Raw genomic sequence first — 13545 nt, forward strand, 5'->3', positions numbered from 1 at the left:
GACACACACCCTGCAGGCCAACGGTCCACGACCGGGGGCATGCGATCCGAGTCCTGAGGAGGACCCACAGTGGCCAAGGCCAAGTTCGAGCGCACCAAGCCGCACGTCAACATCGGAACCATCGGTCACGTCGACCACGGCAAGACCACGCTCACGGCGGCGATCACCAAGGTTCTGCACGACCAGTACCCGGACCTCAACGAGGCTCGCGACTTCGCGCAGATCGACAACGCTCCCGAGGAGCGCCAGCGCGGCATCACGATCAACATCTCGCACGTCGAGTACCAGACCGAGAAGCGTCACTACGCGCACGTCGACGCCCCCGGTCACGCCGACTACGTGAAGAACATGATCACGGGTGCGGCGCAGATGGACGGCGCGATCCTCGTGGTCGCCGCCACCGACGGCCCGATGCCCCAGACGCGTGAGCACGTCCTGCTCGCCCGCCAGGTCGGCGTCCCCTACATCGTCGTCGCGCTGAACAAGTCCGACATGGTGGACGACGAGGAGATCCTGGAGCTCGTCGAGCTCGAGGTCCGTGAGCTCCTCGGCTCGCAGGAGTTCGACGAGGACGCCCCGGTCGTGCAGGTCTCGGCCGTCGGCGCGCTCGAGGGCAACGAGAAGTGGGTCAAGTCCGTCCAGGACCTGATGGCCGCTGTCGACGAGAACGTCCCGGACCCGGTGCGCGCCACCGACCAGCCGTTCCTCATGCCGATCGAGGACGTCTTCACGATCACCGGTCGTGGCACCGTCATCACCGGCCGTGTCGAGCGTGGTCAGCTCAACGTCAACGCTGAGGTCGAGATCGTCGGCATCCGCCCGACGCAGAAGACCACCGTCACGGGCATCGAGATGTTCCGCAAGCTGCTCGACTCGGCTGAGGCCGGCGACAACGCGGGTCTGCTCCTCCGTGGCCTCAAGCGTGAGGACGTGGAGCGCGGCCAGGTCGTCGTCAAGCCGGGTACGGTCACGCCGCACACGAACTTCGAGGCGAACGCGTACATCCTGACCAAGGACGAGGGTGGGCGTCACAACCCGTTCTACGCGAACTACCGCCCGCAGTTCTACTTCCGCACCACCGACGTCACGGGTGTCATCACCCTGGACGAGGGCACCGAGATGGTCATGCCCGGTGACACCGTGCACATGTCGGTCGAGCTGATCCAGCCGATCGCCATGGAGGAGGGCCTCCGCTTCGCCATCCGTGAGGGTGGTCGTACGGTCGGCGCCGGTACGGTCGAGAAGATCATCAAGTAACTCCGGTTACCTGCTGCAGCGGGGTCGGGCCTTCGGGCCCGGCCCCGCTGTGGTCGTTCCGACGTGGTGTTCAACCGCCGTTCTCCCGCGCAGACCGGACAGGACGTGAGGTTTCGTGCACCATGTACGGCACGCGGCCGGAGGGACCGGCCACCGAGTGGTCGGCTTGTGCCGGCCGGACAGGGAGAGCACCATGGCCGGCTTCGACGACGTGCAGAAGAACGTCTCCGCCAAGGCGGAGGAGGTCACCGACAAGGCGAAGGCCTTCGTGGACGAGAATCGCGACAAGATCGAGGAAGCGCTGAAGAGCGACAAGGCCGAGGAGGTCTCGGACAAGATCATCCACGGTCTCGCCGACGGTCTGAAGAAGGTGACCGGCGGTCGCTTCGACGAGCAGATCGACAAGACCGCCGAGAACCTCGACGACAAGATCGGGAACAACGGGGACAGCACGGGCGCGTAGCGCCCCACCCACGCGACCACCCGCCGGACGGGAGGCACGGCTCACCACGTGAGCGGCGCCTCCCGTCCGCCGCGTGACCCGCCTGGGACCTGTCCCCACAAGGTGGGACGCGCTGTACCCCTGTCGGGGCGTGTTGCGGCTGCCCGCACGTCGATACCGTCGAGTCGCGGGACCACAGCGGTCCCGTGTGGTGACCCGAACGCCGCCCTTCCTCCCCGCGCTGGCCCCTGCCCGCGAGGTGTCGTCGTGCTGTCCGTGGGTCGCCTGTCGACCCGAAGGACAACCGTGTCTGCGAAACACCGCGCCCACTTCCCATCGATCTCCCGCAAGCTCCTCGCAGGGGTCACGGCCGCTGCGCTCGTCGCGACCGGAGCGATCCTGGTCGACGCTGCCGGCGCGATGGCTGCAGAGCCGTTCGCTGCCTCCGACATGCTCGCCACCCAGCGACAAGCAGACGGGACCGGATCGCCGAACATCGTCAGGATCGATCCGTCCTCGGGTACCGCGACGACGGCTTTGACGGCACCCAGCGGCAACTCGGTGTTGAATCAGATCGGCATCTCCGGTGACGGTCGCAAGGTGTACGCCACCGATCCGAACAAGGTGTACATCTACGACACCGACACCGACCAGTGGTCGACCGTCGACCGCCCGACCACCAACAAGGTCACGACGACGATGGGCGGGGTCGACCCCAAGTCGCAGCGCTTCTACTTCGGTGGGCAGACCACGGGGGAGCAGGTTTTCCGGTTCCGCTCCTACGACCCGGCGACGGGTGCCCTCGGCGCGAATCAGCTCGTCGTGAGCACGCCGACGAACGCACCAGGAGGCAATGGAGACCTCGCCTTCGACCGGCAGGGCAACATGTACTTCATCTCGAGCGCGAAGCAGGCCGACGACGGCACGAACCTGGCGCAGTTGTACCGGGTCGATGCCGCGGACCTGACGCAGTCCACGGCGGATGCGGTGACCGTCGGTCCGCCCATCGAGGACACCCCGACCCTCAACTCTCTCGCGTTCGGAGCAGACGGCTACCTGTACGTCGCCGGGGGCGGCACGAACGGCTTCCTCAAGGTCAACCCGGTGACCGGTGACATCCTCAGCCGGTCAACGGTGATGCAGAGCGGCTCCAGCGTGGCCCTCACCGACCTCGGTTCCCGTGCGGTGCCGTCCACCGGGTCCGCCACGGGCGGCTTCACCGGCGGCAAGGCCAAGCCGAGCGACCAACTCACGATCAGCGTCGGCGGCGGTGACGTGCCGAAGCCGGCGACCGCGACGACCTCGGACGGCAACGACAGCGTGACCGCGGGACCGATCATCCTGCTCCCGGGGAGCTCGTACACCGTGACCCAGAGCCCCGGGAACGGATCGACAGACCCGAACGACTACGACACGTCGTACGTGTGCACCGACCTCGTCAGCAAGGCGATCGTCTCCCAGGGCGCCGGGACCACCGCCCCCTTCACCGTGCCCGCCACCGGCGGCGACGTGAGCTGCGCGTTCTCGAACCCCCTGAAGCCCAAGGTCGTGAACAGCTCCTCGACGGCCAATGCCCCCGGCAAGCCCGCGACGGTCGACGTCCTCCAGGGCTCCCAGGGCGACATCGACCCGACCACGGTGCAACTGACCGACGCGGGGGTCCCCGGCTCCGTCGTGAGCGACGGCGGCAAGACCCTCACCGTCCCCGGGCAGGGCGTCTGGACCGTCGACCCGAAGACCGGCGTGGTGACCTTCACCCCCGAGGACGGCTTCACGAAGAACCCGAGCCCGGTCACCTACACGGTGCAGGACACCCGTCGGAACACCACCCAGGGCCAGGTCGCGGTCACCTACCGTGGTGCGGCCCAGAACGACGCCGCGACGACGGACCAGGGCAAGCCGGTCTCCGTCGACGTCCTCCGGAACGACCAGGGCGGGGTCGTGGCGACGTCGGTGGTCTTCCCGACCGCGGGCCAGCCGGACGGGGCCACCGTCGCGGACGGCGGACGCACGCTCATCGTGCCTGGTCAGGGCTCGTACTCGGCCGACCCGAGCACCGGCGCGGTGACGTTCACCCCGGAACCGACGTTCCGCGGCACGACGACACCGGTGACGTACCGGGTGGCGGACGCGGACGGCGGGACCTCGACGGCCCAGGTCACGATCTCGGTGACCCCGGTCGGACCGAAGGCTGCGGCCGAGACCGTGAGCACCCAGCAGAACACACCGGTCACGGTCGACGTCGCCGGGGACGCGAAGCCCGGGGTCAACGGAGGCAACCCGATCGACCCGACCTCGGTCGTGTTCACGGCCGCGGGGCAGCCGGACGGCGCGACCGTGTCGGACGGCGGCAAGCAGCTCACCGTCCCGGCCGAGGGCATCTACTCGATCGACCCCGCCACCGGGAAGGTGACCTTCACACCCGCACCGGGATACGCCGGCACGACCACCCCGGTGACGTACCAGGTCGGCGACACGGGCGGCGCGACGGGCACCGGCACCATCGTGGTCACGGTCACCCCTGTGTCCCCGACCGCGAACCCGGACACCGCGACCACCACCCAGGGCGAGAGCATCAGCACCGACGTCCTCGGTGACGACACCGCCGGCAACGCCGAGACACCGCTCGACCCCGCCACCGAGGCGTTCCCGACGGCGGGACAGCCGGCCGGCGCGACGGTCTCAGGGAACGGCCAGCAGCTCGCCGTCCCCGGTCAGGGCGCGTACACGATCGACCCCGCCACCGGGAAGATCACCTTCGCCCCGGAGCCCACGTTCCGTGGCACGGCGTCGCCCGCGACCTACCGCGTCGCCGACGTCGACGGCACGAGGACGTCCTCGACCCTCACCGTCACGGTCTCCGCGGTCGGACCGGTCGCCCAGGCCGACACCGCGAGGACCGGGCAGAACACGCCCGTGTCGGTCCCTGTGATCGGCAACGACCGCCCCGGCGTCGAGCGCGGGACACCCATCGACCCGACGTCCGTCGTGTTCCCGACCTCGAGCCAGCCGCAGGGCGCGGTCGTGTCGGTCGACGGCCGGACCCTGACCGTCCCCGGCCAGGGCGCCTACGTGGCCGACCCGACGTCCGGCGCGGTGGTGTTCACCCCGATGCAGGGATGGTCGGGCACCACTGCCCCGGTGACCTACCAGGTCGGGGACACGGGCGGCCGGACCGCCACCGCCACGATCACCGTGACCGTCGTCGCCGCTCTCCCGACGGCAACCGCTGACACCGCTCGGACCCCGCAGGACACCCCGGTGACGGTGTCGGTCCTCGGGAACGACCGCGCCGGCAACGACCGCACCCCGATCGTGCGTGGATCGGTTCGCCTGCTCGGCGCAGACGGCCGGCCGGTCACGACCCTCGCGGTCCCCGGCAAGGGCACCTTCACGGTCGACACGACGACCGGTGAGGTGACCTTCGCCCCGGCGAAGGGCTGGACCGGGACGCTCGAGGCTCCGTACCAGATCGCCGACGCCGACGGCGGCACGGCTTCCTCCACCGTCACGGTCACGGTCGGTGCCGCCCCCCGCGCCGTGGACGACGTCCGGACCGGAACCCCGGGCAAGCCGATCACCGTCTCGGTGACGGGCAACGACGGTGCCGGGTCGTCGCCGGTCGACCCGACGTCCGTGCGGCTCGTCGACCCGGAGACGGGTGCGCTCGTGACCAGCGTGACCGTTCCCGGGAAGGGCACCTTCACGGTCGGGAACGACGGAGCGATCACCTTCACGCCGGTGGAGGGCTTCCACGGCCGGGCCGAGGTGTCCTACTCGGTGGCGGGTGAGGACGGCAGCCGCGCGACCGCCACGCTGACGATCACCTACCCGGCGGTGGCAGCGGGCACCGTCCGACCGACCGCCGACGGCGGCCGGCTCGCCTTCACCGGGACCGACGTCGCCTGGCAGGGCTCGATCGCGGCGCTCCTCCTGCTGGTGGCCGGTGGGACGACCCTCGTCCTCCGACGGCGGAAGCGCGCAGGGTCGCGCTGACGACCGGGTGGTGACCCACCACCGGACGGGAGGCACGGTGCCGGCTGGCACCGTGCCTCCCGTCCGTCACAGGGTCGGGTGGGCATGCTCGGAGGCGTGACCCGTCTCCGACGCTCCGCGACCGGCGGTCGCGGCTACCACCGCGTCCGTTCCGGCCGCGGCTTCTCGTACCGTGACCCCGACGGGAAGACCGTCACCGACCCGGCGGTCCGCCAGCGCTTCGAGGACCTCGTCATCCCGCCGGCGTGGGACGACGTCTGGATCTCGCCGTACGACAACGGACACATCCTCGCCACCGGCATCGACGGGGCCGGACGACGGCAGTACATGTACCACCCCGGCTGGCGCGAACGCATGGACCGGATCAAGTACGACCGTGCGCTCGCCCTCGCCGAGTCTCTGCCGTCAGCACGACGGATGGTGACGCAGGACCTGCGTCGCCCGGAGCCGGACCGACAGCGCGCGCTCGCCGCGGCGTTCCGGATGCTCGACCAGGGCTCGCTCCGCGTCGGGTCCGAGCGGTACGCGACCGAGCACGGCAGCCGTGGGCTCTCGACGCTGCTCTGCGCGCACGCCCACGTCTCGGGCGACGACATCGAGCTCGACTTCCCGGGCAAGAGCGGACAGGAGTGGTCGTCGTCGATCCACGACCCCGACCTCGCGACGGTGATCGCGGGCATGAAGCGTCGCGGGCCGAACTCCCGACTGCTCTCGTTCCGCGAGCGCCGCGGGGCCGAGTGGGAGCCGCTCTCCGCCGAGGACATCAACGCCTACGTCAAGGAGCGCGCCGGCGACGAGTTCACCGCGAAGGACTTCCGCACGCTGCACGGCACGGTCGCCGCCGCCGTGGACCTCGCGAGGACCGGACCCCAGTCGAGCCAGGCGAAGCGCAAGAAGGCGGTCTCGCACGCGGTGAAGGCCGCGAGCGACGAGCTCGGGAACACCCCGACGGTGTGTCGGCAGAGCTACATCGACCCCCGGCTCCTGGACGCGTACGACCACGGCGAGACGATCGACCCCGGGCGCCTGCACGCCGCCGAGTCCGAGGTCCGTGCACTGCTCTACCGGCAGTGACCGCGGAGCGCGTCGGATGACGTACCGTTGACCACCGTGCCGCCCACCCCACACCCGGCACGGAAGGACCCCCGACAGTCGTGACCGACGAGTGCATCCACGGTTTCCCCACCGAGCTCTGCGACATCTGTTCCCCCCGCCAGCGGGAGACCCCCGCTGAACCCACCGCCCCGGCACCCCGCCGGACCCGCATCACCACCGACCTCCGCTCAACGCCCGCTCCCGCGCGCGTTCCCGGCGGGCCGCTCCGCTCGGCCGTCCCGGACCTGCCCGAACCCCGCGTCTTCGCCTCGCTGCGGGCGCACCACGCGACCCACATCGACAACCTGCCGGGCATCGTGTCGGACGGCGCGATCGTCGCCGCGACCGACGCGACGCCCGCCGTCGACGTCAGCTCGACGGACACCCGTGCCGCGCGTTCCGAGGCCGCGGCGCCGGACGGGTCGCCCGTCGCCGCCCACGTCACGTTCTCGCTGTCGCCCGACGCCACGCGCTGGGACGAGCTCCGCCGCGGTGCCGAGGGGGAGCGGTGGTCCGACGCCGCCCGCCGGACCCGCGCGACCGACTACGTCGTGCTCGTCGTGCCGGTGTCCGCGTTCGGCGCCTCGGTGATCGTGGCCGACCAGGACGCCGAGGCCGAGGACGTCCGGTTCGCCGTGGGCCCGGAGGCGGCGACGAACCTCATCCGCCGCACCGACTTCACCGACCCGGAGATGCACGGCCTCGAGCTGCTCGCCGGGCCGAGCGTGCCGTTCTCGTCCGTCGCGGTGATCGGTGTCCCGAACGACCGCGCGCGGCAGCAGGTGAAGGCGATCCTCGCCGAGCACGGCGGCCACGCGCCCCGGGTCGCCGTCTTCCCGCCGTGGTTCGTGCCCCCGGTGACCGCCGAGTAGGACTCGCGTCGCGAGTCGGCCGCGTTCTCCAGGCCGCGTTCGTCGTGCCCTCCCGACCACGTCGGGAGGGCACGCTGCGTGGCGGGGGCGGGTCGTGCCTCCAGGCCGGCCGATCCCCGCCGTTCCGGGGAAGTGCGCCGATCCCGACACGCCCGCGATCCGCGACACGCCCGGGTTGCACGGATGCCGTGCCTATGGGAGACTTGTCCGGTTCCGAATTCCGCAGGGCGTCCGCGCCCGCAGGATCACTGCTCTGGCAGTGCACAACCCCCTTGTTCAGCAGGGCTGGGTTGGGCCGCAGGCAGCAGAACACGATCGAATCCCCCGCGAAGCACGACGAGCACTGCTGTGCCCGGAGTGTGGGGGAAGCGACATGCCCACGCTGGACGGCCCAGGTCGCCCGCGCGGTTGACAGGAGAACAGCGGTCATCCCCAGTGGATGCGGCCGGTTGGTTCAGGTAAACGGCCTGGCCCGCAGGAATGCGGAGTGCAGGCGGCGTCAGGCGGCCCGAGAGGGTGCGCGGCGCAGAGAGGACAAAGAGACACATGGCGGGACAGAAGATCCGCATCCGGCTCAAGTCGTACGACCACGAGGTCATCGACACGTCGGCCCGGAAGATCGTCGACACGGTGACCCGTGCCGGTGCGACCGTGGTCGGCCCGGTGCCGCTCCCCACCGAGAAGAACGTGGTCACCGTGATCCGTTCTCCCCACAAGTACAAGGACTCGCGCGAGCACTTCGAGAAGCGCACGCACAAGCGGGTCATCGACATCGTCGACCCGACGCCGAAGGCCGTCGACTCGCTCATGCGACTCGACCTCCCGGCCGACGTCAACATCGAGATCAAGCTGTAAGGGGGCTGACCAATGGCGAACTCCACCAAGACCGTCAAGGGCCTCCTCGGCAAGAAGCTCGGGATGACCCAGGTGTGGGATGAGAACAACAAGTTCATCCCCGTGACCGTGATCGAGGTCGGCCCGAACGTGGTCACCCAGATCCGCAACGTCGAGCGCGACGGCTACGAGGCGATCCAGATCGCCGCCGGTGCCATCGACCCGCGCAAGGTCAACAAGCCGACCGCCGGCCACTTCGAGGCCGCAGGCGTGACCCCGCGTCGCACCCTCACCGAGATCCGTACCAACGACTCCGCTGAGTACACGCTCGGCCAGGAGCTCACCGTCGACACGTTCGAGGCGGGCCAGAAGGTCGACGTCGTCGGTACCTCCAAGGGCAAGGGCTTCGCCGGTGTCATGAAGCGTCACGGCTTCGCCGGCGTTTCCGCATCGCACGGTGCGCACCGCAACCACCGCAAGCCCGGTTCGATCGGCGCCTCGTCGACCCCGTCGCGTGTCTTCAAGGGCATGCGCATGGCCGGTCGCATGGGTGGCGAGCGCGTGACCGTCCTCAACCTCACGGTGCACGCCGTCGACGCCGAGAAGGGTCTGCTGCTCGTCAAGGGCGCCGTCCCCGGTGCTCGTGGCCGCTCCGTCTTCGTCCGCACCGCCGTGAAGGGTAAGTGATCATGGCCACCGAGACCGCAACCACGATCGACGTCCTCGACGCGACCGGGGCCGTCGCCGGCAGCATCGAGCTGCCCGCCGCGCTCTTCGACGTCGAGACCAACGTCCCGCTGATCCACCAGGTCGTCACCGCGCAGCTCGCCGCCGCGCGTCAGGGCACCCACAAGACCAAGAACCGCGGCGAGGTCCGCGGCGCCGGTCGCAAGCCGTTCAAGCAGAAGGGCACCGGCCGCTCCCGTCAGGGCTCGGTCCGCGCTCCGGAGCACACCGGCGGTGGCGTCGTCCACGGACCGACCCCGCGCGACTACTCGCAGCGCACCCCGAAGAAGATGATCGCCGCTGCTCTGCTCGGCTCGCTCTCGGACCGCGCCCGCGGTGGCCGCATCTCCGCGGTGGAGTCCTTCGTCCCGGCCGAGGTGCCGTCGACCAAGACCGCCCGCACGCTCCTCGAGAAGGTCGCGCCCGTCAAGAACGTGCTCGTCGTGCTCGAGCAGGACGACGAGCTCACGCTCAAGTCGATCCGCAACCTGCCGGGTGTCCACGCACTCTCGTACGGCCAGCTCAACGCCTACGACGTGCTCAAGTCCGACGCCCTCGTCTTCAGCAAGAGCGCACTCGACGCCTTCATCGCGTCGAAGTCCGCGAAGGAGGTCTCCGCATGAGCGGCTTCAACAAGGACCCGCGCGACATCATCATCTCGCCGGTCGTCTCGGAGAAGAGCTACGGCCTGATCGACCAGGGCAAGTACACGTTCATCGTGGACCCCCGTTCGAACAAGACCGAGATCAAGCTCGCCATCGAGAAGATCTTCGACGTCAAGGTCGCGAGCATCAACACGCTGAACCGTCCGGGCAAGACCCGTCGCACGCGTTTCGGCATGGGCAAGCGCAAGGACACCAAGCGCGCCATCGTGACGCTCAAGTCCGGTTCGATCGACATCTTCACGGCTGTCGGCTGAGGACCAGAGGGATAAATCATGGCTATTCGTAACTACAAGCCGACGACCCCCGGTCGTCGCGGCTCGTCGGTCGCCGACTTCGCCGAGATCACCCGTTCGACGCCGGAGAAGTCGCTGCTTCGTCCGCTGCCGAAGACCGGTGGGCGCAACAGCTCCGGCCGCATCACGACCCGTCACATCGGTGGTGGCCACAAGCGCCAGTACCGCGTGATCGACTTCCGTCGTCACGACAAGGACGGCGTCGACGCCAAGGTCGCACACATCGAGTACGACCCGAACCGCACCGCGCGCATCGCGCTCCTGCACTACGTGGACGGCACGAAGCGCTACATCATCGCGCCGAACAAGCTCAAGCAGGGCGACGTCGTCGAGCAGGGCCCCGGCGCCGACATCAAGCCCGGCAACAACCTGCCGCTGCGCAACATCCCCGTCGGTACCGTGATCCACGCGATCGAGCTCCGCCCCGGTGGCGGCGCGAAGATGGCCCGGTCCGCCGGTGCCTCGGTGCGTCTCGTCGCCAAGGACGGCCCCTACGCGCAGCTCCGCCTGCCGTCGGGCGAGGTCCGCAACGTCGACGCCCGCTGCCGCGCCACCATCGGCGAGGTCGGCAACGCCGAGCAGTCCAACATCAACTGGGGCAAGGCCGGCCGCATGCGCTGGAAGGGCGTTCGCCCGACCGTGCGTGGTGTCGCCATGAACCCGGTCGACCACCCGCACGGTGGTGGTGAGGGCAAGACCTCCGGTGGTCGTCACCCGGTCAGCCCGTGGGGTCAGGCCGAGGGCCGGACGCGCAAGCCGAACAAGCCGAGCGACAAGCTCATCGTCCGTCGCCGTAACGCCGGCAAGAAGCGCAAGTAGGAGTTCAGAAGATGCCACGCAGTCTGAAGAAGGGCCCCTTCGTCGACGAGCACCTGCTCCGCAAGGTCGTCACGCAGAACGAGGCCAACACCAAGAACGTGATCCGCACCTGGTCGCGTCGCTCGATGATCGTCCCGAACATGCTCGGGCACACGATCGCCGTGCACGACGGCCGCAAGCACATCCCGGTGTTCGTCACCGAGTCGATGGTCGGTCACAAGCTCGGCGAGTTCGCGCCGACCCGCACCTTCCGTGGTCACGTGAAGGACGACAAGAAGGGCCGTCGCCGCTAACGCGGGGACGCAGAGGAGGAACGAAATGGTGGAGTCGATCGCACGCGTGCGACACATCCGCGTCACGCCTCAGAAGGCCCGTCGCGTCATCGAGCTGATCCGCGGCAAGCAGGCCCACGAGGCGCTCGCCATCCTGAAGTTCGCGCCGCAGGCCGCTTCGGAGCCCGTGTACAAGCTGGTCGCCTCGGCGATCGCGAACGCCCGGGTGAAGGCGGACTCGACGAACAGCTTCCTCGACGAGCGCGACCTCTACGTGAGCCGCGTCTTCGTCGACGAGGGCACGACCCTGAAGCGGTTCCAGCCGCGTGCCCAGGGCCGCGCCTTCCGCATCAACAAGCGCACCAGCCACATCACGGTCGTCCTCGCGACGCCGGAAGAGGCTGAGGCCGCCGCGACGAGCAAGAAGGCGAGCAAGTAATGGGCCAGAAGGTCAACCCGTACGGCTTCCGTCTCGGGATCACGACGGACCACGTCTCGCACTGGTTCACCGACAGCACCAAGGCCGGTCAGCGCTACGCCGACTACGTGGCCGAGGACATCAAGGTGCGCGAGTACCTGAAGAAGACCCTCGACCGTGCCGGCGTCGCCCGCATCGAGCTCGAGCGCACCCGTGACCGTGTCCGCGTGGACATCCACACGGCGCGTCCGGGCATCGTCATCGGTCGTCGCGGTGCCGAGGCCGAGCGCGTCCGCGGTGAGCTCGAGAAGCTCACCAAGAAGCAGATCCAGCTCAACATCCTCGAGGTCAAGAACCCCGAGACCGAGGCCCAGCTGGTCGCGCAGGGCATCGCCGAGCAGCTCTCCGCCCGTGTCGCGTTCCGTCGCGCCATGCGCAAGGGCCTGCAGGGTGCACAGCGCGCCGGCGCCAAGGGTGTCCGCATCCAGGTGTCGGGTCGTCTCGGCGGCGCCGAGATGTCGCGCTCGGAGTTCTACCGCGAGGGCCGCGTGCCCCTGCACACGCTCCGCGCGAACATCGACTACGGCTTCTACGAGGCCCGGACCACGTTCGGCCGCATCGGCGTGAAGGTCTGGATCTACAAGGGCGACATCACGAACAAGGAGCTCGCTCGCGAGCAGGCGAACCAGCGTTCGTCGCGCCCGGAGCGTCGTGGCGGCCCCCGTGGCGAGCGCGGCGACCGTCGTGGCGGCGACCGTGGCGGCCGTCAGCAGCAGGCCCCGCAGGACGCGCCGGCCGGCGCAGGAGTTGAGGCGTAACCATGCTTATCCCCCGTCGAGTCAAGCACCGCAAGCAGCACCACCCGAAGCGTTCGGGTCAGGCGACCGGTGGCACCAAGGTCAGCTTCGGCGACTTCGGTATCCAGGCGCTCACCCCGGCGTACGTGACCAACCGGCAGATCGAGTCCGCTCGTATCGCCATGACCCGTCACATCAAGCGTGGCGGCAAGGTCTGGATCAACATCTACCCGGACCGTCCGCTCACGAAGAAGCCGGCCGAGACCCGCATGGGTTCCGGTAAGGGTTCCCCCGAGTGGTGGGTCGCCAACGTCAAGCCGGGTCGTGTGCTCTTCGAGCTCTCCGGCGTCAACGAGGACATCGCCCGCGAGGCGTTGACCCGTGCAATCCACAAGCTGCCCCTCAAGGCACGCATCATCAAGCGCGAGGAGGGCGACGCATAATGGCGATCGGTTCCAAGGAGCTCCGTCCGACTGAGCTCGACACGTTCGAGAACGAGCGGCTCGCCGACGAGCTGAAGAAGGCCAAGGAGGAGCTGTTCAACCTCCGCTTCCAGTCGGCCACCGGCCAGCTGGAGAGCCACGGTCGTCTTCGTGCCGTCAAGCGCGACATCGCCCGCATCTACACCGTCCTCCGCGAGCGCGAGCTCGGCATCCGTGCCACCCCCGCGCCCGTCGAGACCGCCCCGAAGGCCAAGAAGTCGACGAAGAAGGCTGACAAGCCCGCCGAGTCGACCGAGGCCGAGACCGCCGAGGAGAACTGATGGCGAACGAAGAGAACACCTCCGCCGCCTCGACCCGCGGCTACCGCAAGACGCGCCGCGGCTACGTGACGAGCGACAAGATGGACAAGACCATCGTGGTCGAGGTCGAGGACCGCGTGAAGCACGCGCTCTACGGCAAGATCATCCGCCGCACGTCCAAGGTGAAGGCCCACGACGAGCTCGGCACCGCTGGTGTCGGCGACCTCGTCGTGATCAGCGAGACCCGTCCCCTCAGCGCCTCCAAGCGCTGGCGCCTGGTCGAGATCCTCGAGAAGGCCAAGTAGGCCCCCGCCTGC

Annotated in this window: 16 protein-coding genes; all 16 read left to right on the forward strand. The window is 69.3% G+C overall.

What is annotated here, in order from left to right; all coding sequences use genetic code 11:
- The first annotated feature begins 69 nt into the window (after positions 1 to 69).
- On the forward strand, positions 70 to 1257 hold the full coding sequence (tuf, locus tag QPJ90_RS06120; protein ID WP_290133571.1) for an elongation factor Tu: 1188 nt from the start codon (positions 70 to 72) through the stop codon (positions 1255 to 1257).
- Between the two features lie 193 nt (positions 1258 to 1450).
- Positions 1451 to 1720 carry an Rv0909 family putative TA system antitoxin gene (locus QPJ90_RS06125; protein ID WP_290133572.1) on the forward strand — a complete coding sequence of 90 codons (270 nt, stop codon included), beginning with the start codon at positions 1451 to 1453 and terminating at the stop codon, positions 1718 to 1720.
- 285 nt (positions 1721 to 2005) lie between these two features.
- Positions 2006 to 5695: a tandem-95 repeat protein gene (locus QPJ90_RS06130; RefSeq protein WP_290133573.1), complete on the forward strand. Its 3690-nt coding sequence runs from the start codon at positions 2006 to 2008 to the stop codon at positions 5693 to 5695.
- Positions 5696 to 5791: 96 nt separating this feature from the next.
- The gene (locus QPJ90_RS06135; RefSeq protein WP_290133574.1) at positions 5792 to 6769 is read left to right on the forward strand and encodes a DNA topoisomerase IB; all 978 of its coding nucleotides are present in this window, start codon (positions 5792 to 5794) and stop codon (positions 6767 to 6769) included.
- Positions 6770 to 6849: 80 nt separating this feature from the next.
- Positions 6850 to 7662: a DarT ssDNA thymidine ADP-ribosyltransferase family protein gene (locus QPJ90_RS06140; RefSeq protein ID WP_290133575.1), complete on the forward strand. Its 813-nt coding sequence runs from the start codon at positions 6850 to 6852 to the stop codon at positions 7660 to 7662.
- A 546-nt stretch (positions 7663 to 8208) separates the two neighbouring features.
- Positions 8209 to 8517, forward strand: a complete 309-nt coding sequence (gene rpsJ / locus QPJ90_RS06145; protein WP_022903286.1) for a 30S ribosomal protein S10 — start codon at positions 8209 to 8211, stop codon at positions 8515 to 8517.
- Positions 8518 to 8529: 12 nt separating this feature from the next.
- Positions 8530 to 9183 (forward strand): 50S ribosomal protein L3, encoded by a 654-nt coding sequence (gene rplC / locus QPJ90_RS06150; RefSeq protein WP_058725377.1) that lies wholly within the window; start codon positions 8530 to 8532, stop codon positions 9181 to 9183.
- 2 nt (positions 9184 to 9185) lie between these two features.
- Positions 9186 to 9845, forward strand: a complete 660-nt coding sequence (rplD, locus tag QPJ90_RS06155) for a 50S ribosomal protein L4 (protein WP_290133576.1) — start codon at positions 9186 to 9188, stop codon at positions 9843 to 9845.
- Positions 9842 to 10141 (forward strand): 50S ribosomal protein L23, encoded by a 300-nt coding sequence (gene rplW, locus QPJ90_RS06160; protein WP_022903283.1) that lies wholly within the window; start codon positions 9842 to 9844, stop codon positions 10139 to 10141. The genes rplD and rplW overlap by 4 nt, the downstream gene beginning before the upstream one ends.
- 18 nt (positions 10142 to 10159) lie before the next feature.
- Positions 10160 to 10999, forward strand: a complete 840-nt coding sequence (gene rplB, locus QPJ90_RS06165) for a 50S ribosomal protein L2 (RefSeq protein WP_022903282.1) — start codon at positions 10160 to 10162, stop codon at positions 10997 to 10999.
- Between the two features lie 11 nt (positions 11000 to 11010).
- Positions 11011 to 11292: a 30S ribosomal protein S19 gene (rpsS, locus tag QPJ90_RS06170; protein WP_017885529.1), complete on the forward strand. Its 282-nt coding sequence runs from the start codon at positions 11011 to 11013 to the stop codon at positions 11290 to 11292.
- Positions 11293 to 11317: 25 nt separating this feature from the next.
- Positions 11318 to 11710, forward strand: a complete 393-nt coding sequence (rplV, locus tag QPJ90_RS06175) for a 50S ribosomal protein L22 (RefSeq protein ID WP_058725380.1) — start codon at positions 11318 to 11320, stop codon at positions 11708 to 11710.
- Positions 11710 to 12507, forward strand: a complete 798-nt coding sequence (gene rpsC, locus QPJ90_RS06180; protein WP_022903280.1) for a 30S ribosomal protein S3 — start codon at positions 11710 to 11712, stop codon at positions 12505 to 12507. Before rplV ends, rpsC begins: the two co-directional genes overlap by 1 nt.
- Before the next feature lie 2 nt (positions 12508 to 12509).
- The gene (rplP, locus tag QPJ90_RS06185) at positions 12510 to 12929 is read left to right on the forward strand and encodes a 50S ribosomal protein L16 (protein ID WP_022903279.1); all 420 of its coding nucleotides are present in this window, start codon (positions 12510 to 12512) and stop codon (positions 12927 to 12929) included.
- Entirely contained in the window at positions 12929 to 13249 is a 321-nt protein-coding gene (gene rpmC, locus QPJ90_RS06190; RefSeq protein WP_290133577.1) for a 50S ribosomal protein L29, read from the forward strand. The genes rplP and rpmC overlap by 1 nt, the downstream gene beginning before the upstream one ends.
- The gene (gene rpsQ / locus QPJ90_RS06195) at positions 13249 to 13533 is read left to right on the forward strand and encodes a 30S ribosomal protein S17 (RefSeq protein ID WP_022903277.1); all 285 of its coding nucleotides are present in this window, start codon (positions 13249 to 13251) and stop codon (positions 13531 to 13533) included. The genes rpmC and rpsQ overlap by 1 nt, the downstream gene beginning before the upstream one ends.
- Positions 13534 to 13545 lie beyond the last annotated feature (12 nt).

This window comes from Curtobacterium sp. 458 (assembly GCF_030406605.1).
In the GTDB taxonomy this organism is placed as follows: Bacteria; Actinomycetota; Actinomycetes; order Actinomycetales; family Microbacteriaceae; genus Curtobacterium.